The following is a 25,497-nucleotide window of genomic DNA, read 5'->3' as shown; positions in this document are numbered from 1 at the left end:
TTATTTTTAATAAATGTACTTATTAATGTCTCATCTTTGGTTACCGTTTTGATATATATAACTACATTGAGAAAAATTCTACTTTCGAAGTATTTTATCCATAGATTTACCTTTAGCCAATTCATCAATCAGCTTATCCAAGTATCGAATTTCCTGCATCGTCGGCTCTTTTATATCTTCTACCCTGACACCGCAAATAACTCCCTTTATTAGTGTTCTTGATGGATTTAGAAAAGGAGCAGCTTTAAAAAATGTCTCAAAGTCTGTTTGTTTCTTTAAATGTTCCTCAACATCAGCCTGAGTATAGCCAGTGAGCCAGTGAATGATTTCATCAACTTCTGACTTAGTATGTCCTTTTTTCTCCGCCTTTGAAATATAAAGGGGATATACACTTGCAAAACTCATTGTATAAATTTTATATTTAGACATTACAACCATTCCTCCTAATATTTAAGATATACAAACGTGTCCAAGATGTCAGCTAATGTGTTGATGTCAAAGAAAAATGTATCGTTCCATAGTGTCCTGATTCTCCAGCTTTTTTATACACAGTTATCCCAATCTGATTATTTTCGTAGCTTTTGGACGCGTAAGCTTCCTCTCTCTTTGGTTCATCGCTACTGAAAAGACCGAAATATTTTTCATATTGCTCAAGCACATCCCAGACTTTTATATTGTCAAAATTAACCTCAAGCGAAGATGAACTGATATCCACCATCCATATTTCGCCCGTTAACGCATTAATCATAAGCTGTACCGAAACTTCACGATTTATCAGATTAACTGACCAGAAACTATAAGCCGGGTCGGGAGCAGGAGTAATCATCGCAGGAACTTGACTAACAGGATTCGTATCATATAGAAATGCATTGGTTTGCGTGAAGTCACTTTCAAGAATCTCTTTTGGCAGAATGTCGTTTTTACAAAAATAAGACAACCATGAATTTGCTGCATTGATTGCTTCCTCCATCGTCAACTGCCCTTCATATGGCTCATGATAATGCCGAATCCGGTCTGAAGTCCAGACTTTTAAGATATTTGCTATTTCCTTTGTACTTAGAGAAGTCTTTGTCCTTCCAGCGCCTGGCTCTACATCCAATTTCTCATTAAAATCGATAGAATTCACTTTATTCATCAATTTAACATGCTGCCGGTCTAGTAGCTCATTTGTCAAAAACCAGCCCCCAAACACAATAAAGAGCGAAAATAGGGCAACAACTGTGGCCAATATACGTTGCTTAAACACTTACACCACCACCTTCCAACGGTAATGAAAGCGATACCACCGTCCCCTTGCCCGGTGTGCTTATAAATTCCAAGCGGGTACCGTGTATTTCGGCTACTTTTGAAGCAAGTGAAAGACCGAGTCCGGCACCATGCTGTTTTCTGGCTCGAGACTTGTCTACCATATAAAAAGCTTCCGTGATGCGTTCAATCTCATCTGCTGAAATACCACACCCATTATCTGAAATACTCACCCGGTAATTTTTCTGCATAATTTCCCCAATCAGGGAAATTTCTGTGCTTCCTGCCTTCACTGCATTGTCTATTAGATTGAGCAGTAGTGTTTTAAACAGATCATAATCGACTTTTATATAAGCTTTTACCACTTCCATTTTAAACTTTATTTTTTCATTTGATAATAAGGGCTTCAGCGTACCCGCTATACTTTGCATGAGCTCGTCTGCGGGCAGTTCTTCCAGAACAAAATCCTGTCGGTTTAAAACAATTAGGTCCATCAACTTAATAGAGAGTGCCTCAAGACGGAGACCTTCATCCAAAATATAGGCAGCTGCATTTTTGGTATCCTCCCGGGATAATGGCTTTTGATAGATCATATCCGCATATCCTATGACCGATGTCAAAGGTGTCTTCAACTCATGTGCAAAATTAGAGACAAAATCCTCCTTCTGCTTTGCGGCATTTGAAAGCTCAAAAATCCTCTCCTCAATCGTCTCCGCCATCATATTAAACATTTTTGAAAGTTCTCCAATTTCATCATTAGATAAAACCCTCAAACGTTCGCTATAGTTCCCGTCAGCGATTCTTCCTGCAGCGGCCGACATTTTTCGGAGCGGTCTGGTAAGTAAAGTGGAAAAGATGATAACTAGAACGATACCGATGCCAATCGTAATGAAATAAATCGTTCCAAAATTTCGCACCATCCCTTCCTTTTGATCAATAACACTCTGAATATCAGTCGCAGTCAGTAGATAGACCGCTTGGCCGCTCTGGGTAATTTTACCTAGCACCTCCACATAGGCCCTGCCCTGTATTTGCTCAATTTTGTTAATGATTTTTTGATTAACATCATAGTCGGATATTTTAAAATCCAAATCAGATGGGAAGGTGGAATATATGGACTTCTGACCTTTACTGAAAACAGAAACGTAATTTATACCATTTGATAAACCGGTCAAATTCTGATTTTCCATATTCGATAAGCTTGCAGAGATAAGATCAGATAGATTGTTTTTATCTGTTTCATCCTGTTGGTTTATGATATCTGATTGAATCAAAAACTTTATAAATTGATATTGATCCATTGCTCGTTGTGTTTCCTGAACAACCGCATTTTTGTATGAAGACATTATAAGCAGATAACCGGACAAAGAAAGCGCTGCACTGAGAACGATCATCGAGAAGAGAAAGATTTTCACAAATAGTTTCATATGTTATACCTCAAGACGATAGCCGATTCGGAATACGGTCTTGATATGATCTTCCCATTCCAGCTTTTTTCTTAATCGTTGTATATGAGTATCAAGTGTCCGTGTCTCACCGGTGAATTCGCTTTCCCACACCCGTTCATACAGCCAGCTGCGTCGAAGTGCAACATTTTTATTTTGAATTAACTGAATCAGCAGTTCAAACTCTTTTGTGGTCAACTCTATAAGCTCCCCATCTTTTTGTACCTCACGTGAATTTAAATCAATCGTTACACCATACAACTGAATTTTCTTTTCACTTTTTCCAAAACGTCTAAGAACTGCCTCCACCCGCGCCAAAAGTTCTCCTACCTGAAACGGCTTAGAAATGTAATCATCAGCTCCAAGTTTCAAACCTCGGATTCGATCATTGATTTCATTTTTGGCAGTGATGAAAATTACTGGTGTTCCCAATGGGCGTATATAATCAATTAATTCATATCCATTTATTTCAGGCAGCATGATATCCAATAAAATCAAATCATAGTTATTATTTTCAATAAAATCAGCAGCTTCCTTCCCATCAAAAGCACACGTGCAGTTATATCCTTCATCGTTCAAATTTACATAAATCAATTTATTAATCGCCTGCTCGTCTTCTACAATCAGAATATTAAGCAAAAAGATTCACCATCCTCTCCATGTATCAAAAATAATTACTTACAGCTTTTGAACAAACTTATTTTTAATTATAACATAAGTATTTGCTTATTTTAATGCTATTTACATTTTTTTGCACCCTGAGATGATTTTATTATAATCCAGAAATTTCGTTATTACATAGAAAATTTCACATCTTTGATACAACTAATTGACAACAATCTAACATCTATCTGTTATTCTTTGATGGCATTATGGAACAGGGACGACGAGAAGTGCAAAATAACGAATTGATGAAATAGAAGGAGGTATTTATGATAACTAAAATGAAATTACAATTTATGCAATGTTCTATACTTTTTTTGGCTGTTATTATTATGGTGATTGGTATTATAAACCAGGAGTATGAATCAGTATTTAATAAAGCTATAAACATATGTCTGGAGTGTATCGGTATTGGTTAAAAAATTTAAACGCTCAATCGTTCAATGCTTATCTTCAATTTTAATGAATGCTAATATCGCAGGGTTTTGGAGAGGTAAGATTTACACCGGGAAAAGTAAAAACCTCTGCCTGCCTATTTTAAACTGCTATTCCTGTCCCGGAGCCCTTGGTGCTTGCCCTATAGGCTCACTCCAAGTATCGGCAGGATGTTCAACTTATGGCATATCTTTCTACGTCCTTGGTTTTTTAGTTCTTATGGGAGTTTTATTCGGAAGGCTATTGTGTGGTTTCCTCTGCCCTTTCGGATTTATACAGGATCTTTTATACAAAATTCCTTTCCCAAAACTGAGAATCCCACAAAAGTTAGACCGGGGCATGCGGTTTGGTAAATATTTGGTACTAGCTTTCCTTGTATTGTTGCTGCCGTTATTGTTTGCAGACTCCTACGGGTCTACAATCCCATATTTCTGCAAGTATCTATGTCCGGCAGGCAGCTTGGAGGGTGGTATTCCTCTGGTCAGTATGAATAAGCCTCTGCAAGCCACCGTTGGCTGGTTATTCTCATGGAAGATGTTTGTTTTAGCTGTTGTTATTCTAACATCCATGATGATATATCGACCATTTTGTAAATATTTGTGCCCGTTAGGTGCTTTTTACGCACTGTTCAATCGCTTTAGTTTTTATCGCTATTACATAATTCAGAACAAATGTACAGGCTGCGGGCTATGCAGCAAGGTCTGCCCCATGAATGTGGAAACTATGAAAACTCCAAATCATGCAGAATGCATCCGTTGTGGTATGTGTAAAAATAAATGTACACAAAATGCAATTCAAGTAAAAAAAATTAGAAACTTTAAGGAGGAACATTATGAAAAAATTTATAAAAAGTAAAATCACTGCTGCTTTATTGTGCACCTTCATAATCACTTTACTTTTAGCCGGTTGCACACAAAGTAAAAAATCAAATACTGGCAAAAACTCAGGAAATCAGGAAAAAGACTATGATTATACAGGTTTTGAGGACTATACAGAAGATAGTTTAGGCATAACATTGAAGCTTCCAAGCAAATATCTTAATAACGAAACTATTATACCTGGAAAATATGAAATTATGTTTGGCGACATTTCTCAGTTAGGGAAAGATACTCCCAAATCTGAAACTGACCCTACAGAGCATATGGATCTCTTCTACATGCCTCAGAAGGGCGAGTACTGCTTATTCAGGATTTTGGCATATCCCTCTGATAAGTGGGATAATTGGATGAATTCCGGTAAAAAAGCTACAGACATTACGGGTAGCTCAGTTTCAGAAGAAATCAGCCGAAAGGACGGAACCGTTTACATATATGACCAGCCCACAGTTGACACATCGACCCTTGATTCAAAAAATAAGGCAAGTTATGAGGAAATCGTAAAAATGCTTCCAGCCATAAGAGCAAGTATTAAAGCAAAGGCAAGCACCATGGGAGACTTGGGTACGTTTTCTACCAAAGATCTCAATGGAAAAGCTGTTGATAACTCAATCTTTTCAGGTCACAAACTGACAATGATCAATATATGGGCTACCTTCTGCCGGCCATGTATTAAGGAACTGCCTGATTTGCAGAAAATGAGTGAGAACATGCCGGAGGGCACCCAGCTGCTATCCATAGTAGGGGACGCAGATGATGATAAACTCTTAAAACTTGCCCAACAAATTCTTAAGGACAAAGGTGTCTCTTATACAAACATCATACCTGACAAACCACTGAAGCAGTACCTTGATAAAAATATGGTTGCTTATCCGACCACATTATTTGTAGACTCATCAGGAAAAATTGTAGGAGAACCTATCATTGGCGAACGGGATATGTCTGTATACAAAGAAATCTTGAATGAAAGATTGGCTCAAGTCGGTCCATAACATAGATAGGACTCTTTTCATAGAACATTACGAGCAAATAACATCGGCCCTCTCTTTTATAGAGTATAGGGCCAATGTTATGCTCTTTTTCAAATTCTCTTATCAGTTTCTTGGTAAAAATTTAACCCAAGAAGAAGTTCCATTGTATTATTCCTAATAATAGTCAGGTCCTTTTCATCCGGTCTGTTTGAAATATCTCCCATTTTACCAAACCGATTGCCTTCATCCCATCCGTGGAATTTTCCAGGTGTGTACCATTCATCCAGAACAAAAATACCAATATGTTCAAAAAACTGAGCCATATATTTACCAGCAACATTTCCTTCTTTTAATCCAGTATGTACCCCGCAAAAGGTGCAGAACACAACTCCAAATTTCCCACTTTTCTTTGGTGCTCCGATAGGACGAATACCACCTCGATATCGTTCCATTGTATTTTTAATAAATTTTTGTACCGGTACAGGAGGAATCCATTGATAAGATGGCGCTCCTAAAAAGACCAAGTCATAATCGAATAGATCAATATTTAAATCTTCTGTAATTTTTATTAAATCAACTGAAATACTTTGTTCTAGCATCACTGAGTTGATTTCTTCTGCTATCTTTTCAGTATTACCTCCAGCACTCCAATATAAAATTAAACATTTCATATAATTTCCTCCACACTATTTTGCTAATTTGATAACTGATATACCATAGTATATAATTAATATAAACAATTTTACCGTTTTTTACATGAAATATATTTCTCTGAAGTAGCATAATTTTGACATATAAGGAGTATTTAAATGAATAATATGCTTTTAACACTCACCGATACTTCATTTCCTCTTTCCATAATTGAACATCGAAAACTCAAACCCGGCTCACTGTTTGAAACGCACCTTCACGAACATTATCTTCAAATATTTTATTTTATTCATGGAAAAGCAAAAATGTACTATCATAAAACTGCCTGTGAAATTAGTTCTCCAGATATTTTACTAATCAACAAAAACGAACTACACTATGGAGAAAATAATTCTAAAGACCTTTTATATTTCGTATTCCGTATAGATTTAAGAATGCTTTTATCATACAACATTTCCCCATGTACTGAAAAATATCTGCTTCCTTTGGAAAAAAACCTGGTTTTATTTCAAAATTGCATTAAATCAGATTATATAAAAACATTATTAGAACAAATTATTTTAGAATATAGAGAACGATTAGAAGGGTATGAATTAAAAATTATATCCGATATTTTCAGTCTACTTGCCGAATTATACCTGCATTATCGTGGGAAAACATACTCGTACCAGAATGCAGAAATCTTGATGAAAAAGACAAAGCGGTTTGCCAATGTATTTAATTACATCGAAAAAAATTACTCTCAAGTTATTTCACTTGCTGATGCAGCTAAACAAGCTCACATGTCCAAAGGCTATTTCTGCCGAATGTTCAAGCAATGTACCGGCAGGTCATTAACAGATTATGTTAATCGACTTAGAATTGAAAAATCTGTTTTTCTTTTAAATCAAGGAATTTGTAACGTAACTGAAGCAGCAATGTCAGTTGGATTTGATGACATTAACTATTTTTCTCGTGTCTTCAAAAAGTACATGAAGCAGTCCCCCAATAGCTATCTTAAAAATGACAAACCTTATTTTCTTTAAATATAAAAATCTGCATTCTAAAAATAAAAACAGCAAAGTCTGTAGTCAGTCTAGGCTGACCTAAAACTTTGCTGTTAATTATTATAAATAACAAATTCAATAATTTTTTCATTCTTCAAGCTGATTTACATGATTATCAATAGAATTAATCACAAACTTTGCATCTGGCAGCTCTAATAATTTCAATATCTTCTGGTTCCTATAGAATCGTTCTATATTTTTTCGATTCATTTCTCTACAATAAGGCTGCCAGCAAAATTCTTCTTCAGACTCCATGTCAAATAAATAAGATTCTGCTGTTTGTCCATAATCGATAACGTTTAAGTCTATCATCTTCTTCCTTTGTTTTCCATATTTAAAATATATTTTGTGCAACTTTAAATCATATACAATACTCCAGATTGTATCGGTCCTCTTTGCCTTTTCCAATATTGTAAATGCGCGGTCTACAGTCATTATCCCTCTTTTTAGCAGTTCAGATTTTACAATTTCAAACCGTATAAAAGAATTTTCTTCGTATTCTGAAGAATACGTTCCCTTGTAGGTACAATTATCTCTATAAATACTGTTTGTAATAATGGGAAGAATATCTTTCCCTAAGATATAATTTATGGCACCATTCAGAAATTCAATTACACCTTTATTTCCACCTTTATCCATTAAAAAGTAGTGTATTTTAACGGAGTTATTACTAATTCTGAAATTTTGAAATTTTTCAACAGCCTGCGATACAGTTTCGCAAACATCCAGCAAATACTGTATCGCTTCCAAACAGTTAACCTCCGCTCTTTCATCCTTTTCTTGATATTTTGTTGCAGGAAGTGTTGCCTGTTCCACAATAAGTCCTTTTTCATTGATTCCACAAGAAGGCATCCCTTTACCTGATTGCGAGAAAGTAACACTGCCATACTTGGATATCCATGAAAATTCTTTTTCTGGTGGCATAACCAATGACTTTTTACTCATATTTCTACGATTCGTAAATATCATTCCTCCATCAACAAAACAATCATAGTTTTTGGCTAATACTGTCGTCGTATTTTCTACTCCTGCAAATATTGTACACATTTACTCTACCTCCATATTTCTTAAATACAGTCTACGCTTATCCCTATGCATATAACAAACTTCTGCATTTTCTAGCCTTTCAACGCTAAAAATAGATTATATTATTTATAGGCTGTTGGAAACCTACGCTTCGTAGAGTTCAAAATCTATTTTAATCCTGTATCTTTCAAGATAGATGAATCTTTTCTATACAACTGTCTTTTTTACTAATCTTGTATGCAATAAATAGGAGCAGCGCAGCCATCACTGCTACGATAAATTCTGTTACAATAACTCCGGCATAATTATTGACCAGTACCGAAACAAAATCCACGATAAAATGCGCAAGATAAGCAACAGCTATATATGCCTTTTTACCGTTCTTAACCGCCTGATACATAATTATAGAAAAAGCAATCTGTAATGCGATAGCAAATATTCTCTCTACTCCTGCCAAATAAAACTGATACGTTGGGGTAGTCCAGAGTGCAGAAATTGAATCATATGTCTGCTTCTGCGTATCGCCATTCAGTAACTGGAGGGTTGCGTTCATACTTCCATTATTGACCATGATTGCTGTGATCAGATTGCTGAAATATGAGACTCCTATAATGATTATGGCCTCACATCCTCCGTGTCCGGCTCCATACATAAATGCATTTTGAAAATTGAGATTTTTCTTTAGGAAGAATTTCATTGCAATAAATCTTCCCGTCTCCTCAAATATTGCAGCCGCAAAACCTCCATAAAGCGCATATATCCATATATTTCCTGTAATGGTGAATCCTAAAGTTCCAAGAACTACTGAATGTAATATCCTTTCTAAAACTAAAACCATTACAAAGAAAACTCCACAACCTATAAAAAATGAGGATATTCTTCCTTTCAGTTTGACTTTACCATAGATAAGTAAACCAATAGGAAGCGCAAAAGCTATGATCATTACTATCACTATTGCAACCATTGTGGCTGCGCTAACATGTCCTAATTCCATATTATTTCCTCACTATCTTCACTGCCGTACCATAAGCAATTATTTCTGCAGCACCTGCCATAACCTGAGATGAGCCATATTTTACTCCGATAATAGCATCAGCACCTAACTCCTTGGCCTCATCCACCATTCTTTTGACTGCAATCTGGCGAGCCTCATTTAACATCTCTGTGTAGCCAACGATTTCCCCGCCTACCAAGGTCTTCATTCCTGCCATAAAATCACGACCAATGTTTTTGGTCTGTACAATTGTTCCCTTAACCATTCCTAACGCTTCAATCTCTTCGCCTGGAATATACTCAATACTTAGAAGCTTCATCCTCTTCTCCTCCTTCAATTTCCTTAAACCTAATTTTCATTGCGACTATAATACCAATAATTACAACACCCGGAATTCCAATCAACGCCATTAAGATTCCAAAAGGTGCTGGATCCACACTATTTCCCCAAAGGGTTAACCCCATGATAAATAGCATAAAAATAATCATAACAATTCCGCCTACAAAGGCACCAGCTTTTTTCTTCATATGAATATCAATTTTGCTCAAATTCACAAAATCTATTCCCTCCTTCTCCAACTTCTCCACTTCCTCCAACCATTTATCGGTCTCTAAAGTTTCTATTGTGGTAGATTTCTTTAGGATAGCTTCTACAAGCTTTTGCATTTTGAGAAAATTCTCACGTTCCTTTTTAAGAACAACCAGATGCTCCTCCAAACAATCATCAAGAGATTGGGATTTGTTAAATACTGATTTAATTTCCTCCACAGGTACCCCGAATTTCCTTAGAAGCTTTATCTGCTTTAATGTATCGATATTATTTTGGCGATACTCCCTATAGCCATTTTCAGCTCTGTCTGGAGTAAGTAAACCCTGAGCCTCATAGAATCTAATATTCTTACTGGTGATTCCTACCAGTTCCTCAACTTGCTTGATTTTCATAAAAACTATCCTCCATGGCCATCAATATTATCCGGATTGTTGATGTACCCTCTTTTTATACAGCTTCCACAAGGTGGAAGGTCAATAGAAAAAAGTAATTATATTATATTTTTTTTATTTATTATTGTATCTGTCTAATTTTAGCATATTAGTACGTATATTTCTCTGATACTGTTTAGGAGTAACTCCCATAATAAGCCGAAACTGTTTTGTAAAATAGCTCTGACTTTCAAAACCACACAGTGCACATATCTCACTATTAGAAGCGTTTGATGACTTCAACATATCAGCTGCAATAGCAATTCTCCTTCGCATCAAATATCTTATCGGCGTATCCTTTATAACTTTTGCAAATGTCCTTTGACATTCACGTTCACATACTCCGGCTGCATCCGCAATAAGTCTAACTGTTACTTTATCCATGTAATGTTCATCAATCCAATTCAGCATCTGCTTCAGGCGCTGTTCCTGCATCGTCTCAACCCTGACTGCCTTCTCTTCCTTGTGTCCGTTCAATAACATGATAATTTTCGACATTGCATCCCTTACTGTAAATTCATAGCCTTCCGGCTCCATTTCACAGGCATAGAACGCTACATTAAAAAGAGAAATCACTGCCGCACTACCTGTATCTCTCAGATTAAGTACCCAGGATGATGCGCCTCTCTTTACAAAAGGGTTTACATATTTTTTATCAAAAACGCTTCCAGTACATCCTGATATAACAGACTGGTCAAATACAACAGAACGGTATCGGCAGGGCTGATCAGTATTGCAGATTATTCCATGCAGGACATCTGCATTCACGAAATACCCCTCCCCCGGTCGCAAAACATATGAATGATCTGCAAATATAATCTGCACCATGCCCTCATCTAACACAAATATTTCAAGCTCACTATGCCAATGCAGCGATATTTCACCTACGATATAATTATGAATATCACCGATGTAAGCATTGCAAGGAAAACCTGGTGTTCCACGCTTCACGGTTTCTTTTCTTTCATTGTTCAAAAGAATTGTATTAATAGTTGACAGCATGTTTCGTCATCTCCTTTTCCCATATCCAGCTCGAATCCTTGTTTGTCGTAATAATTATATTATATGTCGCACATCAGAAAGACGCAATCAATTTTATTCGCTATAATTATACTTGATAACCTTTCTGTTACTGCTGTTGCCGATACCGGCGCCTTATTAAAAGGAGGTATTAACTGATGTCTTTACCTATCATACATTGCTGTGCCAGCCACACTATGATTTCAAATTTGATATATCTGGCTCAAGACTGCAAATGTTACATTTATCGAAAGTTATATCTTAATTATGCACTGCAACTGATTGAACTCACCACAAAGGAGAAACTTATGCAATATAATCATATCGTATTTGATTTGGATGGAACACTAATTGATACCGAAAATGCCGTTTTGAATACCTGGCGGTACACACTTGAAACATATGGTTTAGAATACTCTCTTGAAAAACTGCGAATCGTGTTGGGAATCCCTACTTTTGATGCCCTTGAACTACTTGATGCATCTGTAGATCAGAATTTTGAATATAAGTGGATACATAATTACAGCAAGTTCTCAGCCCAGACCGTATTTTTTCCCGGTGCTTATGACATACTTCAATTTATCAAAAAGAGTGGAATTCATCTTGGGGTTGTCACTTCAAGAAAAAAAACAGAATATAAAAGCTATTTCAGCAAATTCAACCTGGAGCAAATATTTGATCTAATTGTCTGTGCAGACGATACACTACAGCACAAACCGAATCCTGAACCGCTTCTTTATTATGCACAAAAATCCGGTACGACCCCCGATTCCTGCATCTATATCGGCGATATGCCGACAGATATTGCATCTGCAAATGCCGCTGGCTTTGCTTCTGGACTTGTGACCTGGAGCCATTCATCTGTTTTAAAGACTGATGCAGATTATATTTTTTCATCGCCTGAGGAGCTGCTGAAGTTGTACAATATATAGATCGTACATAAATAAGGAGGGTTTCGTTCGACCTTACTCAATTTCACAAAATCTATTCCCTCCTTCTCCAAACTATTTACCTGTATCTAAGTTTTATTGTGGTAGATTTCAGAACAATAGCGCGCACAGCATATATATCTTTCTCCATAATCATCTCTCCTTAAGAAGCCAATCGAGAACATTGATCTACTTGATACCATTGTGAGAAATCATCGGTGCATAGTCCATCGTAAGAAGATATTTCGGATTGTGATCCTTTATTGAATCAAGTGACGAAAGCTCACGCTTTAATGTCTGCTCTTCCATAACTGTCTGAGATACTTGATAGTATTCTTCTCCCTAAGCACCTATGGCAATAAAATCCACCTCAGCATCTCCGACCTTTCCTATATGAACCTCATAGCCTCTTCTTAACAATTCAAGATAAACAATATTTTCTAAAATATGTCCAATATCAGTTTGCTTTGTTCCCAAAATAAAATAGCGAAGCCCAACATCCGCCACATAATATTTAGAGCCTGTTGCAAGGTACTGCTTTGAAGTCATTGCGTTCGATATCTTAGTAGAAGAACACATATTACCAATATTGTCTATTTGATAAAAAATATTTGGCCTTTCTTTCTGTTATCTCCTTATAATTATAATTCTTCTTTACCAATCAACACTATTCCTGAATTAATAATGGGTTTTACGCATTCCATATCCTTCTTCCTCAGCAATCACTCTTATACCACCAAATAATTGCCACTAAGCATATACCCAGACCTACAACCGCTGGAATAATAACTTTTGCTCCAGATGTTCCACCTTCAACGACACTCCACATGATTTTACCAACAGCTATCCCTATGAGTACACCAATTCCTGCTTTTATGTTCCGTTTCCATAACCCCCATATTAATAATCCCATCGAAATCGGCACAATACTAGTGACCATAATTTTAGCAGCTGTCCAATTTTCTGTTAAATATTCTCTTTCCATCGCCAAAAAATCTGCCACTTTTGGATCAATTGCATCCGGTCTAGGAAACCAAAACATACTGATTAATAATAAAAAAATAGTTGCACTAATCCCTGTTGCATTTCTCTTAAAAGCAAAATAACAAATTGGAATCATGAAAATCGGTCGTATATACCAACTTAAAATATTTTGATGTCTTGAAAATGCCCATTCAAAGAATTCATGATCTGTTCCCATCAAGAATATAAACGCCATAGACAAGACTGCAAATAAAACAGCTACTTTTTTATCAAAACGCTTCCTCATTTCACTTTCATTTATCGTATTCATTTTTTATACCTCTTTTTTTATTTTAATAAGTGAATTTATATTTTTTAAGTTTATTTATAGAAATATTAATAATAGCATCATGATCAAGGTTAAGATGATAAGTCCTCTATCATATTTATGGTTATATGCTTTACCAAAAACGCAGCCGATAACAGGTACTTTTTTAAGGGCTATAACAAGACTCAAGGAGATAATCATGGTCATCAATGTTGTCGTGATTCCTTTTTCGACAGCAGATAACTCAACAAACGTAAAAGCATATTGTAAAGCTGTAACAACAGCATAATGAATGATATAGATACCCATAGCTTCTTTAGACAACAGATTAATAACTTTATTATCTTCTTTGATATGTAAGGTAAAAAAGCTTATGAAACCAAACAGAGCAAAGAGACTTATGACAACAATCATACCTTGATCAACAACTATAATAGTGTTTTTTAATATACCAATTTCCATATTCTCCTGTACAACATGAACAACTATATTTAAAACTGTAGTAGCAAGAGATAGACTAAGCCAAAGCCACCATTTTTTTTGAAATTTTTCTTTATATAAAAAGCTCCTTTGGATGCCATACATACCAATAACATTACCTGCAACGAAATATAGAAAGTATATTAACACTCGTGAAACCTGCATATTAAAAGGCTTAAGCAGCGTTACAAATCCTCCTTCTCCAATATTGCACATTGGCAGATAGCATAATGTACCTAAAATAACCATAACAACTGTAAATGTCCATGCTTTCGTTAAGTATTTTTCTTGGCTTCGTCTAATAGTAATGCTAAATACTTTTTGAACCAGATGATATATCGCAAGTATCAGAGAAAAAAAGAATAGAACCCACAAGAACCAAAGATGATTTGATTCCGTTTTGCCAAACGTATTGATTAAGAACTGAAAATAACCAACTATTGAGAATGAACCACCATTCTTGTTCAAGGAGCTAAAATAGTGAGCAATGGGATTAATCAGTAACGTAGCAAATGCAAATGGCAATAACAATCGAATTAAACGCTCTTCAAAAAAATTTTTAATTCCCTTTTTTAACAACGATTTATAAGAAAATAACCCTGATACAAAGAAAAAAGCGAACATAAAAAACGAGTCATTAAATAATGCAATCAAGTCAAATCCCATGAACGTACTATCATCGGTTATCAAAACCCCTGATCCTGTTGTGCTGTATGCCAGCGTAGCATGGTGCCACACAACGAGAACCATTAGAAAAGCTCTAAAATAATCAATCCTCATATTTCTCTTGGCTATTGTCACATTTGTGTCATTATTGATCAATATTTTCACCTCGCTTTATGTAATGAAACGTCAATTCTATTGCTTTATCAATAGCCTCTGGATTATTTGTATACTTTCCTGAAGAAATTATCTGATCATGTTCATTAAAGTACTTTCCAGTAACACCTTTTAACAAAGAAACTCCACTGGACCAATATGATTTGTCATCCATACAGTTTCATATCCTTCTGATGTAACCATTGCTTCTTTTTGAGAAATATTAAATATAGCTGCATTATGAATGAGCACATCGATACGGTCAAAGTGAGTTTGTAAATAAATCGAGCAATTTTTTATGGAGTTAAATAAGCTCATATCAACGGTTACTAAGCTAATCTCCTCAGATTGACTTTTTTCTTTTATATATTTCAGAGCCTCTTTACCTCTTGATAAACTTCTACACCCAATAATGACATGGTATCCTTTTTTGCAATCTGTATAGCTGCTTCTAGACCAATTCCAGATTTGGCACCAGTTATAAAACATGTTTTCTTCATATATTTACCTCTCAAATTATTTTATTGACTTAGTAGACCATGCGGTCTATGCTATAAATATATCACTAACCAATTATTCTGTCAATTTATATTTTAAACTTAGTGCTATATGATTTTATTTATGATAAACTCAATTTGTACAAAAAATAATAATTAGCCTGATACTACGATTAGAAATTATAAAAAAGGAATCTATGAAAGATAAAATTATTAGTTTTGATGCTTATAATATATAGGAACGGTTGGTTGGAATTTTTTCAAAAAGTCTAATCATTTCCTATGTAGATGGTATTTTTTTTAACAAATAACAATGGAGGTATCTATGAACTCAAAAACTTTTGATCGCAAAGATCAACTCATCGCAGCAGCACTCGATGAATTTATTGACAAAAATTATGAAAAAGCTTCGCTAAATACAATCATTAAAAATGCAAATTTGAGCAAAGGAGTTTTTTATTATCACTTCAAAAATAAAGAATCTCTTTATATTGCGGTTCTTGAAGACGCCACTAACAAAAAATGGAAATACATTAAAGAGCGTACAAGCAACCAAGATTATAGCTCTTTAAATATTTTCGACCAATTTCTTTATCAGACAGAAATAAGTATCGAGTTTGCCAATGAACACCCTAAATACCATCAGCTAGGGGGAATGCTTCTAAAAGAAAAAGGTACCCCCATTTACACGACTGCATTAAAACATATTGGTGGTTCTGGAATTGATATTCTGGAAAAAATGATCAAAGAGGCTTATGATAAGGGTGACATTAACAATGACTATCCAATAGACTTTACAATTCAATTGCTTACACATTTATTTAGTGAATTTGATAATATTTTTACTTTTCAAGATGATGATGATTTACAGAAGAAAAAGGATGTGCTGAAACATTATTACTCATTCATGCGTCATGGTTTGAATCCATAAAAACCACTACATTGTTCAATAATTGTGCCCTTGTTTATCTGTTTTTTAATATGCTTTTCACCCCCATCTCATAAAATGGACACATATCTTCCATTCGCATAATATGAGTTTGTATAGGAACTCCATACATTAGCGCAATAAGCTGATTGCTAATGTTTTTAATTTGATTAGGTTGCAGAAGGTTCTTCAGTAAGCTTACTATAATAATGAATTAGATTTATAACAATCGAAAATTTGTGTTCCTTTACAATACTTGGCAACGATATCATTTTCTTTTGCTGAATAGATTAATCGTTCCAATCGTTCTTCCACCTGAAAATCTCGAGGTTGTCCTTGACTATAATCTTTAATGATAATGGCATCTAATTCATAGCCCACTTCAAAACTACCTACCTTGCCAAAAAAACTTCCGCCTCCTTTCGTAGCAAGATAAAACGCTTCCCTGCTTGTAATCGGTTTGAGTTCTGCCTTTACTAAACATGTATATAATTTAGAGACCTTAATTGCCTCGGCCATAACATTGAATAAGGATAAATTATCTCCTGCTCCAATATCAGAACCAAGACCTATCTGAATTTTGTAATCCAGATAGGTTCTCAAAGGTGCAATTCCAGATAAAATATTAGTGTTAGAGGATGGACAATGCGCCATATAAACTCCATTTTTTTTCATTAAATCCATTTCATATTTATCTATATATAAACAATGAGCCATAACCGTATGTATGTCTCCGCCAAATGTTCCTAGCTGTTCGTATGCAGCAGAATAACTATCTGCAGAAGGAAATAGTTCCTTGACCCACTTAATCTCTCCTTTATTCTCTGATAGATGAGACTGCAAAGGCAATTGATATTCTCGACATATATTTCCTAGTTCTATCATTAATTCGTCCGTACAAGAAGGTAAAAACCGTGGTGTAATAATAGGAATAACATTCTGGTACTTGTCTTTTACACTAGTTATCCACTTTTTTGTTCTGGTAATAGAATCTTTTGTACCTTCAACCAGATAGTCAGGGCTATTTCGATCCATATTGACCTTTCCCACCATACAATGAAGTCCCGTTTTTTCCAGTTTTTCCATTAGTAAAATAGTAGATTGTGGATGAAGTGTCGCAAAAACGCACGCACGTGTCGTTGCACTTTTCTTTAAATCTTCAACAAAATAATCATATGCCTCATTAGCGTAAATCAATTCAGAATACTTTGACTCTTCTGGAAATGCAACCTGCTCTAACCACTGAATTAATTCCAAATCCATATTTAATCCACGAAATGAATATTGAGGAGCATGTAAATGCAGGTCTGCCATTCCCGGAATAATCAGACAGCCTTCATAATTATACAGTCTTAATTTATAAAATTCCTTCGGAATTGAAGTATATACCCCTTCCACTTCTCCGTTCATACATACCAGATAAGAGTCTTCATTCACGACAATTTCCAATGGGGCTTTACTATATACAATGTCTCCCCTCAAAATAAATGATGTTTCTTTTTTCATAATTGACCTCTTTTCCTAAAAAACAGATGATAAAGCTACTTTAAAAAAATCCATACACCAGGCGGTCTTGTTCTATCATCTTCCCAATCATGTTCTGGCTGGGCGTGGCGGACAAAAAATACTTTTAGCATATACTTCCCTCACAATCTATATTTTTTCTAAAATCAATTGGTGTAAAAAACGCCTGCTAGGAAAATAATTTCCCCTAACAAGCGTGGATCAGACATTTGTCTCATATCTCTTAAATATTAGCAATTATAATTTTATATGTCAAATAAATTTAGCTGTTTGAAATATAGATATATAGCAATATCTGACTAATTTTCTATTCTACGCATGAGATAAAGTTGGAAATATACATTTATCTTGTTCAAACAAATCAAAGCCCTTGCCTTTCAATAATAGTGTTGTATTTTCTTTACATAACTTCTCAACTTTATACCCTTGATTGTTTAATGGCACAAAACCAAATACTACCTTTTTAATATATTCACTGAATGAGTTGGCAATTGTATCTATGTTTACAACTTTTTCAGAAAAGATATTATGTAAAAACAACTCATCTCCGTTAATTTCTGCAATTACATACGCCCCTTCACTTTCAATATAGTAAACATTGTTTTGCATAAATTGGGTAATATAAAACATAATTAGTTCTTTGTTATTTTTCATTTCAAACCCACAGTTTTTTACAGAGTCTTCAATTGCTTTCTCCAATAATAACCAATCTTTCATATTATTCATTTGAATATTTTGAGCCTGATTGTCCTTCTTCAATTTAACTTCATTGCATTTACTACAAATTACTTTTGAGTACTGATATTCTGTAGTTTTTCTGTATCCAAATTTAGGATAAAACTCCAATACGCTGTCGTTAGCAAAAAGATACATACCCTCAACAATATTATTGTAATCTTTTTCAATCTCCTCCATAATTCTACTTATAAATCCATTATTGCGATATTTTTCCGCTGTCATAACAGTTCCAAGCTGCAAATATTTTGTACTTTTTTCATTAGCCACAAATTCCATAATATTAACTGAAACATTTGATACAACTTTATTCTCAACAATAATTGAATATGGATTGTATTTATCCGTCCAGTATCCATTTTTATACCAATCTTCAAAATTAATTCCAAAGATCTTTTTTGCCAACTCATTAAAGCTTTTCCTTAAAGTCCCATTATGTCGATAACCTTTTACTACTTCAAATTTATCTATCATTACATAACTCTCCCATAATTTCAATAATCATTTTATGTTCTAGTTTTTCTTCGGTCACGATAATAATACCTGCTTTTTCCAATTCTTTAAGTCTGGATCTGGTAATATTTAATATTTCCGATATTACTTTATCTCTTCTTATTTTCAATGCATAACTGTTGTTAACCACTAATATGTCACCTTTATAAAAGCAATTTTCTGTTCCAACCTGCATATCATTGTTGCATCTAACAATATACTTAACTTTTGACCAATCAATTTCAACTCTATTTCTGGCAAAAAATCGATTATTAGTTCCGTATTCAAATGCTAATTTGCTTGAATTATTTAAATATCCCTCATAATCCTCTTTTATAAGAGTATCTGGTCTACACCTTTTATAAATTGTCAAATTATTAGTATGTTTACATTTTATACATTGATAAATCAACCACACATCTATCTTATTTCCATTTGCATTTACGCGAAAACTGTTTGTATTTTCAAATAATGTTTTACATCCACAACTCGAACAGTTTCTTAAAATTTTAAAAGATTCCTCTGGTATTATCGTATATTCTATTTTTCTTAAATAGCTCATTCTGCATCTCCTAAATTATTTATGAATGGATTTGCAAAGTGCTATTACATAAACTTCTGATTTTTTATTTGCAATAGCCTTTGCTATGCAAAATAAACTGGTGTAGTCATATATACTATTCCTCCTAAATATTAATCTTATCTAATATTAAATAAAATACTAAATAATTTCTACCTTGAAAATTTTTATAAAAAAAGATGAGCCAATCACGGTATATTTGTAATTGGTTCATCATAATAAAAATCATTTCATTTTTCGTAAAATACGTTGAATACTTTTCTCTGATAAAAAATACTTAATTGATAGATCCTGAACTTTATAACCTTTTTGAAAATCAGTAAAAATCTGAACATTTCTCTTTTCCAATTCTTGACGTATTAAAGTATTATTGCCCCATTTTTTTCTCTGATTTTCTTTTCTTGGAATATAAATATTTTCCCCATCCACGTATTTTTGTATTAACTCTATTATTTCCAATGGCAGAATATCTTCTGCTTTTCTATAGCTCATATTTGCCTCCTAAATGATTCATCTTTTAGGTTCGCAATAGCTATAACAAATCTAATATTATGAATTGCAATAGCTAGTGCTATGCAAAAATAATTAATTTTCTCATATAATAAAACCCTCCTATAAAAATATTTGAAAATTTAATGCTCTCTTCTTTAATATTTTACCTATAACAATATTAAAGTTAATTCTTTATGAGACATTGTACCACAGACACTTTTAAAATTAAAGAACTAGCATTTTTTCGAAACAAGCCCTAGTCTCTTTTGACGTTAAATATTTCCATTTATTTGAAGATCCATTCTAAATTCTAAGGATTGATAGGTGTGCTGCTCGGTTTCAACAAAATATTCTCCACTATTTTGAAATTCAAACCCGCATCGCTCAATTAAGTTCTTTGACGATAGATTATCTTTAAAACAACAAGCCCAAACAAAGCGAATACCCTCAACTCTCAGATATTCAGTCACTGCTTTTACTGTTTCAGTCATATATGCATGATGCTGATATTTGGGGTTTATTGCAAAACCTAATTCTCTTGTGTCTTTACAATCGTCTTCCGAATCCGGTTTGATTACGATATAACCAATTACTTTGTCTGTTCCTTTCAAAACAATCGCATGATGTATGCCTTTTTTGATCCATCTAGATATCCTCTCCCTACTTTCTTCAATCTTTTTAAAAGCAGGAGCCATTCCCACTGGTTGCATCACATCAGAAAGAATAAACAAATCATGCATATCAAATACATCGTCCATTATAAATGGGCGAATTAGCAGCCGTTCTGTCTCAATAATCATCTGCAAACACTCCTCGCTTTGCTCAACTGTTCAAAAATACGATTAACGTAATCCGATGTTTTTCCATCCAAATTAATTCATTTGCTTTTTATCTGGCACTCGCTACATTCAGCGTCATGAATCGAGATTATACCGCCACAAGCAGAACAGGTATACTCTTTCTGCTGTAACTTCATAAAATCCACAAGTCCTATTACTTTTGCTGTACTGCTGTTTTTCACAAGACTTGCATTGTAACGGGAGTTATAACTTTTTTCAAGTGATTTGATTTGCTTACATGGGTGTTCTGTACATTCGAAGCAATAAGAAAATCCCTTTTCTTCAGCACAAACTTTTATTTTACATTTCCGGCAATGCTCTGGCTTTCCATTATCTCCATTCAAACAACCAGCACAAGGTTTCTTATGATAACAATGTTTATAACATACCAAGCAGTTCATTCCACAGGGTGCAAACATAGTAGTTTCAATTATATCGGGCATTTTCATACTGCACGCCTCCCTTTCAAATTTTTGTTTAGGGTTCTGATTGCTATTTGTCAATGATTAACCCTATAATAATTAAATAGCTTATGAAATAGTTCTCTTGTTTGTTTTTCATCTCCATAGCTAAGAGGGTCATCAATATAACATAAAGTAAAAAATGGCTCCTTATTCGCAATATTATCGGGTAAAATATTCCATATGTTATATGCCTGATGAGCTAAATCTTCCAGCGTACAAGTATCTTGATGATATTTTGCTTCAAATGCTTTAAACAATAGCTTTCCAATAAAATCAAAGTCCAGCCTTGATATATTAGGATCTATAAAACTATCAATGATATGAATAGTGGAATTTATATCGTTTGATGAAAATTCTAACTCAATCAGGAAGTCATTATCCACTTCGTTAAGAAAAATATTATCCAACCAACTATTATATTCCTTGATAGATGACAGCCCAACTTTTAGAGTAATGACAAAATAATATAAATATTCTTTTAACAATACTACCACCTCATCTTTAGTCATACTTTCCTCCTTCAAATCGCATTGAATTTGGATTCCTGTCTATTTGATCAAGTATAACATGTAAAATTGAGAAACTAAAGCAGAGATAACTTTATTTTACAACTCAGTATAGGTATCATCAAGTTTTTCATTATTAAAAAACGATTACTCCTTTTTTCTTATTATAATCATTCACAAATTCAAAAGAGTCAAGTTAATTCGGATGTTGCAATGTTAAAATATGATCAGCCCATGTGGTTTTCATAATCCTGTAATTCATGGAAAATACTATCTACCACAGCTTTATATCCCTCAATTCGATATAGCATGAAGTATCTATGACTCAAAAAATTAATCCGCTTATATCCAAGTTCCTTTAATCTTGGATTGGCACAATCACGCAGGCTTCCTGCTACCTGTGCAAGACTTCTTTTTGTTGCTACGAAATCATCCAGCAGATTACCTGCTGCCTGCTCACTTTTCTTTACAAACAACAGGTATCTTACAAATTGGTCAAGATCAGCTTCTGCATCTTCTGTCAATACAACTTTATAATCCATATTTTGCCCTCATATCAGAAGCAACTTCATCTGCACCTCTGTATTTTCCCTGACTTGCATGTTGTCTTGATACTTCCAACTTTGCAAAAAGTTCTTCCTCTGTCAATGGTGCATAAGGATTGTACTCTGCCACAGTCCTTTTTATCTCAAATGGAAATCCGTTATTTGCAACTGCCTGCGTTAAAAACATCCTGATTGCTGATGTAGTGTCTGTTCCCAACTCTTTGAACAGGGCATCTGATTTTGTTTTCAAATCATCGTCTACTCGAACCTGTATGGTACTTGCCATAATTCCACCTCCATCTTTGTTTTATTATATCCAATATTACTGCAAAATCATTGCTACGTCAATACAAATGTAATGTCATTTTTTATTTTGTATAAAAATCAATCTCTTCTGCTTTCTGTAATTCTTCTATATGCCCTTCCCGTGCTCTATATTTTTCCATATCTTTTTCATTCTGAAAAAGCATATTACCAGAATACATTTTATCTCCTTCTTTTCCCTTTAACTTTATATGAAAATCACTTAATTCTTCATCTGCCGCTAATGTTTGTTCAACAACTATTGCATTAAAAATTCCAACAACCTGATAAAGATACATTCTCGTAAGTTTCGTATTTTTTGTACGGCCTACCCTCTACTGAATTTAGAAGTTCGATTGTTACTTCTTTATCTGGAATAAATTTCACTCCAAAAAATCTTTCTAATTCCAACACTTTTTCCCAAAAAGAAATAACCTCATCTGATTTTTTATTTGCTATCACAATATCCTCAATGCTTTTAGCTTCATTTTCATTGACGCTAATGGTAAAATCAACCTTGCCTGTCACATTATTAATATTAAAACTTATTCTTAATGCTTCTATATCCACAGACATATACTTTAGAATATTAATAATATTTGATGGTTGTCTTTGAAATCTCATAATTGTTTAATTTTTTTTGACAAATCTCTAAGGTATGCGGTTCTGGAAAATTTGGAGGAACCAAGTAGAATCGAGTAGATTCCTTCAAAATTGTATTCTTAAATGGTGCTACCACCAATTCATCTGCTCTCACTTTATTTCCATTGATTAGATAATATCCGTCTTTATCAGGTAACAATTCTACTTTTTGCTGTGAATTATATAAATATGTCCATAGTGTTCCCATACTGCTATTTTACCATCTGAACAACTTCACTAAAAAAGCCGACCAGAAATCTTCACAACTCCCAATCAGTAGTAATTCTTTACTCATTGTGTAGCCCCCAGAATTCATAGTTATTCCAATCAAAGTTTTAAAATCTATTTTTCTTTTTCTTGAAAAATCAGCACTGGGATTTCTAAGAAAAAGTGACGGATTATCTGCTATTTCTGATATCACTGTTTCAAGTGACTTTGTAGTAGTTTCAATAAAGTCTGACATAATGTATTCCTCCTTGCAATTAAGCTGTTTCTTAATTACAAGGGCAGCTCTCGCAACTTATTAAATTAATCAGTAACGAGAGCTGCCGCACATTTGAATCATAATGTCAACTATTTTTACAAAAAAAGACCCCCATACCATTTCTGATATAGAGATCTTAATTAGTCATCTTAACTTAATGACATTGCGCATTACCCCCTGCTATTCCGCTTAAACTCAACCTTTCTACACCCCACTCGAAGTCTGAAAAGCCTTTATTATTTCACCTTTGACAGCAAACATACCGTTTCAACGTGCACCGTCGCCGGAAACATATCCACTGGCTGAACCCTCTTTAACTCATACCCTCGATCCACCAAATACCGTAAATCTCTTGCTAACGTAGCGCTATCGCAACTTACATAAACCACACGCAGCGGCTGCATTTGTACAATCGTATTCAGCAAAGTCTCGTCGCAGCCCTTACGCGGTGGATCGACAACGATAACATCCGCATACACATAATTAGTCTCATATTGTTCCGGGAGCACTTCCTCTGCCTTTCCAACAAAAAACTTCACATTATCAATTCCATTTAAGGCTGCATTTTTCCTTGCGTCCTCAATCGCTTGCGGTACCAGCTCAACGCCATAGACTTCCTTTGCCCGTTGTGCAAGGAATAAGGATATCGTTCCGATTCCGCAATACAAATCCCAAACCGTCTCTTTTCCAGTCAAACCTGCATATTCCAAGGCGCTTTTATATAACTTTTCCGTTTGAACCGGGTTTACCTGATAAAAGGAAAGCGGAGAAATTTGATATTTAATGTCACCAATAAAGTCGGTGATATAATCTTCACCCCATAAGTAAATCAGTTCCTGACCCAATATTACATTCGTCTTCTCTTGATTCACATTCAATGATATACTCGTCATTCCTTCTATCTCACACAAACTTTTTACCAACTTATCCGTTTGGGGAAGATTCCTTCCGTTAATAACAAGACATACCATAATTTCTTTCGTTACAAAACCAACACGAATCAGTACATGGCGAATAAGCCCTGATCCACTAACTTCGTCATAGGCTTTTACATGATTTTGTTTCATATAGTCTAAAATTTTTTCAAGAATGATTTGATTTTTGTCAACTCCCAGATAACATTGGGTATTCGGAATGATGGAATGAGTCCTGCCTGCATAGAAACCGGTAATCGGATTCCCCGCTTTATCTGTACCAAAAGGAAACTGCGCCTTGTTTCGGTAATAATAAGGTGTCTCCATTCCTATTATGGGAAGTACTGAAATATCAGCAAAGCCGCCTATTCTTTTTAGATGATTTTTCACCTTATTTTCTTTGAACCGTAATTGTTCCTGATAATCCAGAACTTGAATCTGACATCCTCCACACTGACGATGCATTTTACATAAAGGTTCTACTCTATGAGGAGATGGTTCTAGGATTCTTTCCAGTCTGGCATACGCATAATTTTTCTTGGGTTTCATAATCTTAACTTCTACCAAGTCACCGATAACAGCATCTTTGACAAATAAAGCGAAGCCATCGATTTTCCCGATGCCTTCGCCATTAACTCCCATGTCTTCAATTCTTACCTGAACAAGATCATTTTTCTTCATT

At 34.6% G+C, this 25,497-nt stretch carries 36 protein-coding genes; 6 read left to right on the top strand and 30 right to left on the bottom strand.

Annotated elements, in window-relative coordinates; genetic code table 11:
• Window positions 1–78: 78 nt before the first annotated feature.
• Genes DWV06_RS03880 through DWV06_RS03865 form a run of 4 tightly spaced genes read right to left on the bottom strand, consistent with a single transcriptional unit; the run spans window position 79 to window position 3,329 of the window.
• Entirely contained in the window at window positions 79–429 is a 351-nt protein-coding gene (locus DWV06_RS03880; protein WP_115480846.1) for a DUF2200 domain-containing protein, read from the bottom strand.
• A 52-nt stretch (window positions 430–481) separates the two neighbouring features.
• A complete protein-coding gene (locus DWV06_RS03875) occupies window positions 482–1,246 on the bottom strand; it encodes a hypothetical protein (RefSeq protein WP_115480845.1) in 765 nt (254 codons plus the stop codon).
• Complete coding sequence (locus DWV06_RS03870) at window positions 1,239–2,672, bottom strand: sensor histidine kinase (RefSeq protein WP_115480844.1); 1,434 nt, start codon at window positions 2,670–2,672, stop codon at window positions 1,239–1,241. The genes DWV06_RS03875 and DWV06_RS03870 overlap by 8 nt, the downstream gene beginning before the upstream one ends.
• 3 nt (window positions 2,673–2,675) lie before the next feature.
• Window positions 2,676–3,329: a response regulator transcription factor gene (locus DWV06_RS03865; RefSeq protein WP_115480843.1), complete on the bottom strand. Its 654-nt coding sequence runs from the start codon at window positions 3,327–3,329 to the stop codon at window positions 2,676–2,678.
• A gap of 293 nt (window positions 3,330–3,622) precedes the next feature.
• Between DWV06_RS03865 and DWV06_RS18600 the strand changes: the two genes are divergently transcribed.
• Genes DWV06_RS18600 through DWV06_RS03855 form a run of 3 tightly spaced genes read left to right on the top strand, consistent with a single transcriptional unit; the run spans window position 3,623 to window position 5,655 of the window.
• Window positions 3,623–3,772: a CD1871A family CXXC motif-containing protein gene (locus DWV06_RS18600; RefSeq protein WP_193725993.1), complete on the top strand. Its 150-nt coding sequence runs from the start codon at window positions 3,623–3,625 to the stop codon at window positions 3,770–3,772.
• The gene (locus tag DWV06_RS03860; protein WP_235828891.1) at window positions 3,765–4,643 is read left to right on the top strand and encodes a 4Fe-4S binding protein; all 879 of its coding nucleotides are present in this window, start codon (window positions 3,765–3,767) and stop codon (window positions 4,641–4,643) included. Before DWV06_RS18600 ends, DWV06_RS03860 begins: the two co-directional genes overlap by 8 nt.
• On the top strand, window positions 4,621–5,655 hold the full coding sequence (locus DWV06_RS03855; protein WP_115480842.1) for a TlpA family protein disulfide reductase: 1,035 nt from the start codon (window positions 4,621–4,623) through the stop codon (window positions 5,653–5,655). The genes DWV06_RS03860 and DWV06_RS03855 overlap by 23 nt, the downstream gene beginning before the upstream one ends.
• Before the next feature lie 89 nt (window positions 5,656–5,744).
• On the opposite strand, the gene DWV06_RS03850 is transcribed toward DWV06_RS03855, so the two are convergent.
• Window positions 5,745–6,305, bottom strand: coding sequence for a flavodoxin family protein (locus tag DWV06_RS03850; protein ID WP_115480841.1), 561 nt, complete (start codon window positions 6,303–6,305; stop codon window positions 5,745–5,747).
• A 138-nt stretch (window positions 6,306–6,443) separates the two neighbouring features.
• Between DWV06_RS03850 and DWV06_RS03845 the strand changes: the two genes are divergently transcribed.
• Complete coding sequence (locus DWV06_RS03845) at window positions 6,444–7,310, top strand: AraC family transcriptional regulator (protein ID WP_115480840.1); 867 nt, start codon at window positions 6,444–6,446, stop codon at window positions 7,308–7,310.
• Window positions 7,311–7,418: 108 nt separating this feature from the next.
• Here the strand turns inward: DWV06_RS03845 and DWV06_RS03840 are convergent, their stop codons facing one another.
• The 5 genes from DWV06_RS03840 to DWV06_RS03820 form a co-directional block, all read right to left on the bottom strand.
• Window positions 7,419–8,378 carry a carcinine hydrolase/isopenicillin-N N-acyltransferase family protein gene (locus tag DWV06_RS03840; protein ID WP_115480839.1) on the bottom strand — a complete coding sequence of 320 codons (960 nt, stop codon included), beginning with the start codon at window positions 8,376–8,378 and terminating at the stop codon, window positions 7,419–7,421.
• 166 nt (window positions 8,379–8,544) lie between these two features.
• The gene (locus DWV06_RS03835) at window positions 8,545–9,351 is read right to left on the bottom strand and encodes a YhfC family intramembrane metalloprotease (protein WP_115480838.1); all 807 of its coding nucleotides are present in this window, start codon (window positions 9,349–9,351) and stop codon (window positions 8,545–8,547) included.
• Window position 9,352: 1 nt separating this feature from the next.
• Complete coding sequence (locus DWV06_RS03830) at window positions 9,353–9,670, bottom strand: YbjQ family protein (RefSeq protein ID WP_115480837.1); 318 nt, start codon at window positions 9,668–9,670, stop codon at window positions 9,353–9,355.
• On the bottom strand, window positions 9,651–10,292 hold the full coding sequence (locus DWV06_RS03825) for a MerR family transcriptional regulator (protein WP_115480836.1): 642 nt from the start codon (window positions 10,290–10,292) through the stop codon (window positions 9,651–9,653). The genes DWV06_RS03830 and DWV06_RS03825 overlap by 20 nt, the downstream gene beginning before the upstream one ends.
• 114 nt (window positions 10,293–10,406) lie before the next feature.
• Complete coding sequence (locus DWV06_RS03820; RefSeq protein WP_115480835.1) at window positions 10,407–11,333, bottom strand: helix-turn-helix domain-containing protein; 927 nt, start codon at window positions 11,331–11,333, stop codon at window positions 10,407–10,409.
• Between the two features lie 326 nt (window positions 11,334–11,659).
• On the opposite strand from DWV06_RS03820, the gene DWV06_RS03815 reads away from it, so the two are divergent.
• Window positions 11,660–12,283, top strand: a complete 624-nt coding sequence (locus DWV06_RS03815) for an HAD family hydrolase (RefSeq protein WP_162300566.1) — start codon at window positions 11,660–11,662, stop codon at window positions 12,281–12,283.
• A gap of 339 nt (window positions 12,284–12,622) precedes the next feature.
• On the opposite strand, the gene DWV06_RS18970 is transcribed toward DWV06_RS03815, so the two are convergent.
• The 6 genes from DWV06_RS18970 to DWV06_RS18885 form a co-directional block, all read right to left on the bottom strand.
• The gene (locus tag DWV06_RS18970; protein ID WP_235828890.1) at window positions 12,623–12,829 is read right to left on the bottom strand and encodes a DUF4143 domain-containing protein; all 207 of its coding nucleotides are present in this window, start codon (window positions 12,827–12,829) and stop codon (window positions 12,623–12,625) included.
• Between the two features lie 166 nt (window positions 12,830–12,995).
• On the bottom strand, window positions 12,996–13,574 hold the full coding sequence (locus DWV06_RS03805; RefSeq protein ID WP_205027748.1) for a hypothetical protein: 579 nt from the start codon (window positions 13,572–13,574) through the stop codon (window positions 12,996–12,998).
• A 54-nt stretch (window positions 13,575–13,628) separates the two neighbouring features.
• Window positions 13,629–14,873 carry an acyltransferase family protein gene (locus tag DWV06_RS03800; RefSeq protein WP_115480833.1) on the bottom strand — a complete coding sequence of 415 codons (1,245 nt, stop codon included), beginning with the start codon at window positions 14,871–14,873 and terminating at the stop codon, window positions 13,629–13,631.
• Window positions 14,863–15,045, bottom strand: coding sequence for a hypothetical protein (locus tag DWV06_RS18235; RefSeq protein WP_147289832.1), 183 nt, complete (start codon window positions 15,043–15,045; stop codon window positions 14,863–14,865). Before DWV06_RS18235 ends, DWV06_RS03800 begins: the two co-directional genes overlap by 11 nt.
• Window positions 15,003–15,245 (bottom strand): SDR family NAD(P)-dependent oxidoreductase, encoded by a 243-nt coding sequence (locus DWV06_RS19085; RefSeq protein WP_408608133.1) that lies wholly within the window; start codon window positions 15,243–15,245, stop codon window positions 15,003–15,005. The genes DWV06_RS18235 and DWV06_RS19085 overlap by 43 nt, the downstream gene beginning before the upstream one ends.
• On the bottom strand, window positions 15,242–15,370 hold the full coding sequence (locus DWV06_RS18885; protein WP_268877867.1) for a hypothetical protein: 129 nt from the start codon (window positions 15,368–15,370) through the stop codon (window positions 15,242–15,244). Before DWV06_RS18885 ends, DWV06_RS19085 begins: the two co-directional genes overlap by 4 nt.
• Window positions 15,371–15,692: 322 nt before the next feature.
• Here DWV06_RS18885 and DWV06_RS03790 point away from each other — a divergent pair, with 322 nt between their 5' ends.
• Entirely contained in the window at window positions 15,693–16,298 is a 606-nt protein-coding gene (locus DWV06_RS03790; protein WP_162300565.1) for a TetR/AcrR family transcriptional regulator, read from the top strand.
• A 198-nt stretch (window positions 16,299–16,496) separates the two neighbouring features.
• Here the strand turns inward: DWV06_RS03790 and DWV06_RS03785 are convergent, their stop codons facing one another.
• The 14 genes from DWV06_RS03785 to rlmD all read right to left on the bottom strand — a co-directional run bounded on the left by DWV06_RS03785 (window position 16,497) and on the right by rlmD (window position 25,496).
• Window positions 16,497–17,801 (bottom strand): amidohydrolase family protein, encoded by a 1,305-nt coding sequence (locus tag DWV06_RS03785; protein WP_115480830.1) that lies wholly within the window; start codon window positions 17,799–17,801, stop codon window positions 16,497–16,499.
• A gap of 330 nt (window positions 17,802–18,131) precedes the next feature.
• On the bottom strand, window positions 18,132–19,028 hold the full coding sequence (locus DWV06_RS03780; RefSeq protein ID WP_115480829.1) for a GNAT family N-acetyltransferase: 897 nt from the start codon (window positions 19,026–19,028) through the stop codon (window positions 18,132–18,134).
• The gene (locus DWV06_RS03775) at window positions 19,018–19,608 is read right to left on the bottom strand and encodes a DUF1062 domain-containing protein (RefSeq protein WP_115480828.1); all 591 of its coding nucleotides are present in this window, start codon (window positions 19,606–19,608) and stop codon (window positions 19,018–19,020) included. The genes DWV06_RS03780 and DWV06_RS03775 overlap by 11 nt, the downstream gene beginning before the upstream one ends.
• 243 nt (window positions 19,609–19,851) lie before the next feature.
• Window positions 19,852–20,118: a CD3324 family protein gene (locus DWV06_RS03770; protein WP_115480827.1), complete on the bottom strand. Its 267-nt coding sequence runs from the start codon at window positions 20,116–20,118 to the stop codon at window positions 19,852–19,854.
• Window positions 20,119–20,390: 272 nt separating this feature from the next.
• Entirely contained in the window at window positions 20,391–20,918 is a 528-nt protein-coding gene (locus tag DWV06_RS03765) for a GNAT family N-acetyltransferase (RefSeq protein ID WP_115480826.1), read from the bottom strand.
• A 77-nt stretch (window positions 20,919–20,995) separates the two neighbouring features.
• Complete coding sequence (locus DWV06_RS03760; RefSeq protein WP_115480825.1) at window positions 20,996–21,406, bottom strand: DUF3795 domain-containing protein; 411 nt, start codon at window positions 21,404–21,406, stop codon at window positions 20,996–20,998.
• A 50-nt stretch (window positions 21,407–21,456) separates the two neighbouring features.
• Window positions 21,457–21,930, bottom strand: coding sequence for a hypothetical protein (locus tag DWV06_RS03755; protein ID WP_115480824.1), 474 nt, complete (start codon window positions 21,928–21,930; stop codon window positions 21,457–21,459).
• A gap of 224 nt (window positions 21,931–22,154) precedes the next feature.
• Window positions 22,155–22,469 (bottom strand): type II toxin-antitoxin system RelE/ParE family toxin, encoded by a 315-nt coding sequence (locus DWV06_RS03750; RefSeq protein ID WP_115480823.1) that lies wholly within the window; start codon window positions 22,467–22,469, stop codon window positions 22,155–22,157.
• Window positions 22,459–22,758: a type II toxin-antitoxin system RelB/DinJ family antitoxin gene (locus tag DWV06_RS03745; RefSeq protein WP_115480822.1), complete on the bottom strand. Its 300-nt coding sequence runs from the start codon at window positions 22,756–22,758 to the stop codon at window positions 22,459–22,461. The genes DWV06_RS03750 and DWV06_RS03745 overlap by 11 nt, the downstream gene beginning before the upstream one ends.
• An 82-nt stretch (window positions 22,759–22,840) precedes the next feature.
• Window positions 22,841–23,074, bottom strand: a complete 234-nt coding sequence (locus tag DWV06_RS03740; RefSeq protein WP_115480821.1) for a hypothetical protein — start codon at window positions 23,072–23,074, stop codon at window positions 22,841–22,843.
• A complete protein-coding gene (locus tag DWV06_RS03735) occupies window positions 23,043–23,345 on the bottom strand; it encodes a hypothetical protein (protein WP_162300564.1) in 303 nt (100 codons plus the stop codon). The genes DWV06_RS03740 and DWV06_RS03735 overlap by 32 nt, the downstream gene beginning before the upstream one ends.
• A gap of 19 nt (window positions 23,346–23,364) precedes the next feature.
• Window positions 23,365–23,625 (bottom strand): abortive infection system toxin AbiGii family protein, encoded by a 261-nt coding sequence (locus DWV06_RS03730; protein WP_115480819.1) that lies wholly within the window; start codon window positions 23,623–23,625, stop codon window positions 23,365–23,367.
• 9 nt (window positions 23,626–23,634) lie between these two features.
• Window positions 23,635–23,880 carry a hypothetical protein gene (locus tag DWV06_RS03725; protein ID WP_115480818.1) on the bottom strand — a complete coding sequence of 82 codons (246 nt, stop codon included), beginning with the start codon at window positions 23,878–23,880 and terminating at the stop codon, window positions 23,635–23,637.
• Window positions 23,881–24,137: 257 nt separating this feature from the next.
• On the bottom strand, window positions 24,138–25,496 hold the full coding sequence (gene rlmD / locus DWV06_RS03720; protein WP_115480817.1) for a 23S rRNA (uracil(1939)-C(5))-methyltransferase RlmD: 1,359 nt from the start codon (window positions 25,494–25,496) through the stop codon (window positions 24,138–24,140).
• Window position 25,497: the final 1 nt, after the last annotated feature.

Origin of the sequence: Anaerosacchariphilus polymeriproducens (genome assembly GCF_003363435.1) — a bacterium.
Classification (GTDB): domain Bacteria; phylum Bacillota; class Clostridia; order Lachnospirales; family Lachnospiraceae; genus Anaerosacchariphilus; species Anaerosacchariphilus polymeriproducens.
The sequence above is the reverse complement of the archived record's forward strand: the minus strand, read 5'-3'. Positions and strand labels throughout refer to the sequence as shown.

Coding starts and splice junctions, on each gene's coding strand:
- DWV06_RS03770 (WP_115480827.1), bottom strand. CDS start 20,118: ATGAGCTATAGAAAAGCAGAAGATATTCTGCCATTGGAAATAATAGAG.
- DWV06_RS03790 (WP_162300565.1), top strand. CDS start 15,693: ATGAACTCAAAAACTTTTGATCGCAAAGATCAACTCATCGCAGCAGCA.
- DWV06_RS03835 (WP_115480838.1), bottom strand. CDS start 9,351: ATGGAATTAGGACATGTTAGCGCAGCCACAATGGTTGCAATAGTGATA.
- DWV06_RS03850 (WP_115480841.1), bottom strand. CDS start 6,305: ATGAAATGTTTAATTTTATATTGGAGTGCTGGAGGTAATACTGAAAAG.
- DWV06_RS18970 (WP_235828890.1), bottom strand. CDS start 12,829: ATGACTTCAAAGCAGTACCTTGCAACAGGCTCTAAATATTATGTGGCG.
- DWV06_RS03870 (WP_115480844.1), bottom strand. CDS start 2,672: ATGAAACTATTTGTGAAAATCTTTCTCTTCTCGATGATCGTTCTCAGT.
- DWV06_RS03755 (WP_115480824.1), bottom strand. CDS start 21,930: ATGACTAAAGATGAGGTGGTAGTATTGTTAAAAGAATATTTATATTAT.
- DWV06_RS18235 (WP_147289832.1), bottom strand. CDS start 15,045: ATGGATGACAAATCATATTGGTCCAGTGGAGTTTCTTTGTTAAAAGGT.
- DWV06_RS03775 (WP_115480828.1), bottom strand. CDS start 19,608: ATGAGCTATTTAAGAAAAATAGAATATACGATAATACCAGAGGAATCT.
- rlmD (WP_115480817.1), bottom strand. CDS start 25,496: ATGAAGAAAAATGATCTTGTTCAGGTAAGAATTGAAGACATGGGAGTT.
- DWV06_RS03730 (WP_115480819.1), bottom strand. CDS start 23,625: ATGGGAACACTATGGACATATTTATATAATTCACAGCAAAAAGTAGAA.
- DWV06_RS03805 (WP_205027748.1), bottom strand. CDS start 13,574: ATGAATACGATAAATGAAAGTGAAATGAGGAAGCGTTTTGATAAAAAA.
- DWV06_RS03820 (WP_115480835.1), bottom strand. CDS start 11,333: ATGCTGTCAACTATTAATACAATTCTTTTGAACAATGAAAGAAAAGAA.
- DWV06_RS03880 (WP_115480846.1), bottom strand. CDS start 429: ATGTCTAAATATAAAATTTATACAATGAGTTTTGCAAGTGTATATCCC.
- DWV06_RS03825 (WP_115480836.1), bottom strand. CDS start 10,292: ATGAAAATCAAGCAAGTTGAGGAACTGGTAGGAATCACCAGTAAGAAT.
- DWV06_RS03745 (WP_115480822.1), bottom strand. CDS start 22,758: ATGGCAAGTACCATACAGGTTCGAGTAGACGATGATTTGAAAACAAAA.
- DWV06_RS03840 (WP_115480839.1), bottom strand. CDS start 8,378: ATGTGTACAATATTTGCAGGAGTAGAAAATACGACGACAGTATTAGCC.
- DWV06_RS03785 (WP_115480830.1), bottom strand. CDS start 17,801: ATGAAAAAAGAAACATCATTTATTTTGAGGGGAGACATTGTATATAGT.
- DWV06_RS03750 (WP_115480823.1), bottom strand. CDS start 22,469: ATGGATTATAAAGTTGTATTGACAGAAGATGCAGAAGCTGATCTTGAC.
- DWV06_RS03765 (WP_115480826.1), bottom strand. CDS start 20,918: ATGATTATTGAGACAGAACGGCTGCTAATTCGCCCATTTATAATGGAC.
- DWV06_RS03830 (WP_115480837.1), bottom strand. CDS start 9,670: ATGAAGCTTCTAAGTATTGAGTATATTCCAGGCGAAGAGATTGAAGCG.
- DWV06_RS03740 (WP_115480821.1), bottom strand. CDS start 23,074: ATGTATCTTTATCAGGTTGTTGGAATTTTTAATGCAATAGTTGTTGAA.
- DWV06_RS03760 (WP_115480825.1), bottom strand. CDS start 21,406: ATGAAAATGCCCGATATAATTGAAACTACTATGTTTGCACCCTGTGGA.
- DWV06_RS03815 (WP_162300566.1), top strand. CDS start 11,660: ATGCAATATAATCATATCGTATTTGATTTGGATGGAACACTAATTGAT.
- DWV06_RS03845 (WP_115480840.1), top strand. CDS start 6,444: ATGAATAATATGCTTTTAACACTCACCGATACTTCATTTCCTCTTTCC.
- DWV06_RS03780 (WP_115480829.1), bottom strand. CDS start 19,028: ATGATAGATAAATTTGAAGTAGTAAAAGGTTATCGACATAATGGGACT.
- DWV06_RS03855 (WP_115480842.1), top strand. CDS start 4,621: ATGAAAAAATTTATAAAAAGTAAAATCACTGCTGCTTTATTGTGCACC.
- DWV06_RS18600 (WP_193725993.1), top strand. CDS start 3,623: ATGATAACTAAAATGAAATTACAATTTATGCAATGTTCTATACTTTTT.
- DWV06_RS18885 (WP_268877867.1), bottom strand. CDS start 15,370: ATGAAGAAAACATGTTTTATAACTGGTGCCAAATCTGGAATTGGTCTA.
- DWV06_RS03725 (WP_115480818.1), bottom strand. CDS start 23,880: ATGTCAGACTTTATTGAAACTACTACAAAGTCACTTGAAACAGTGATA.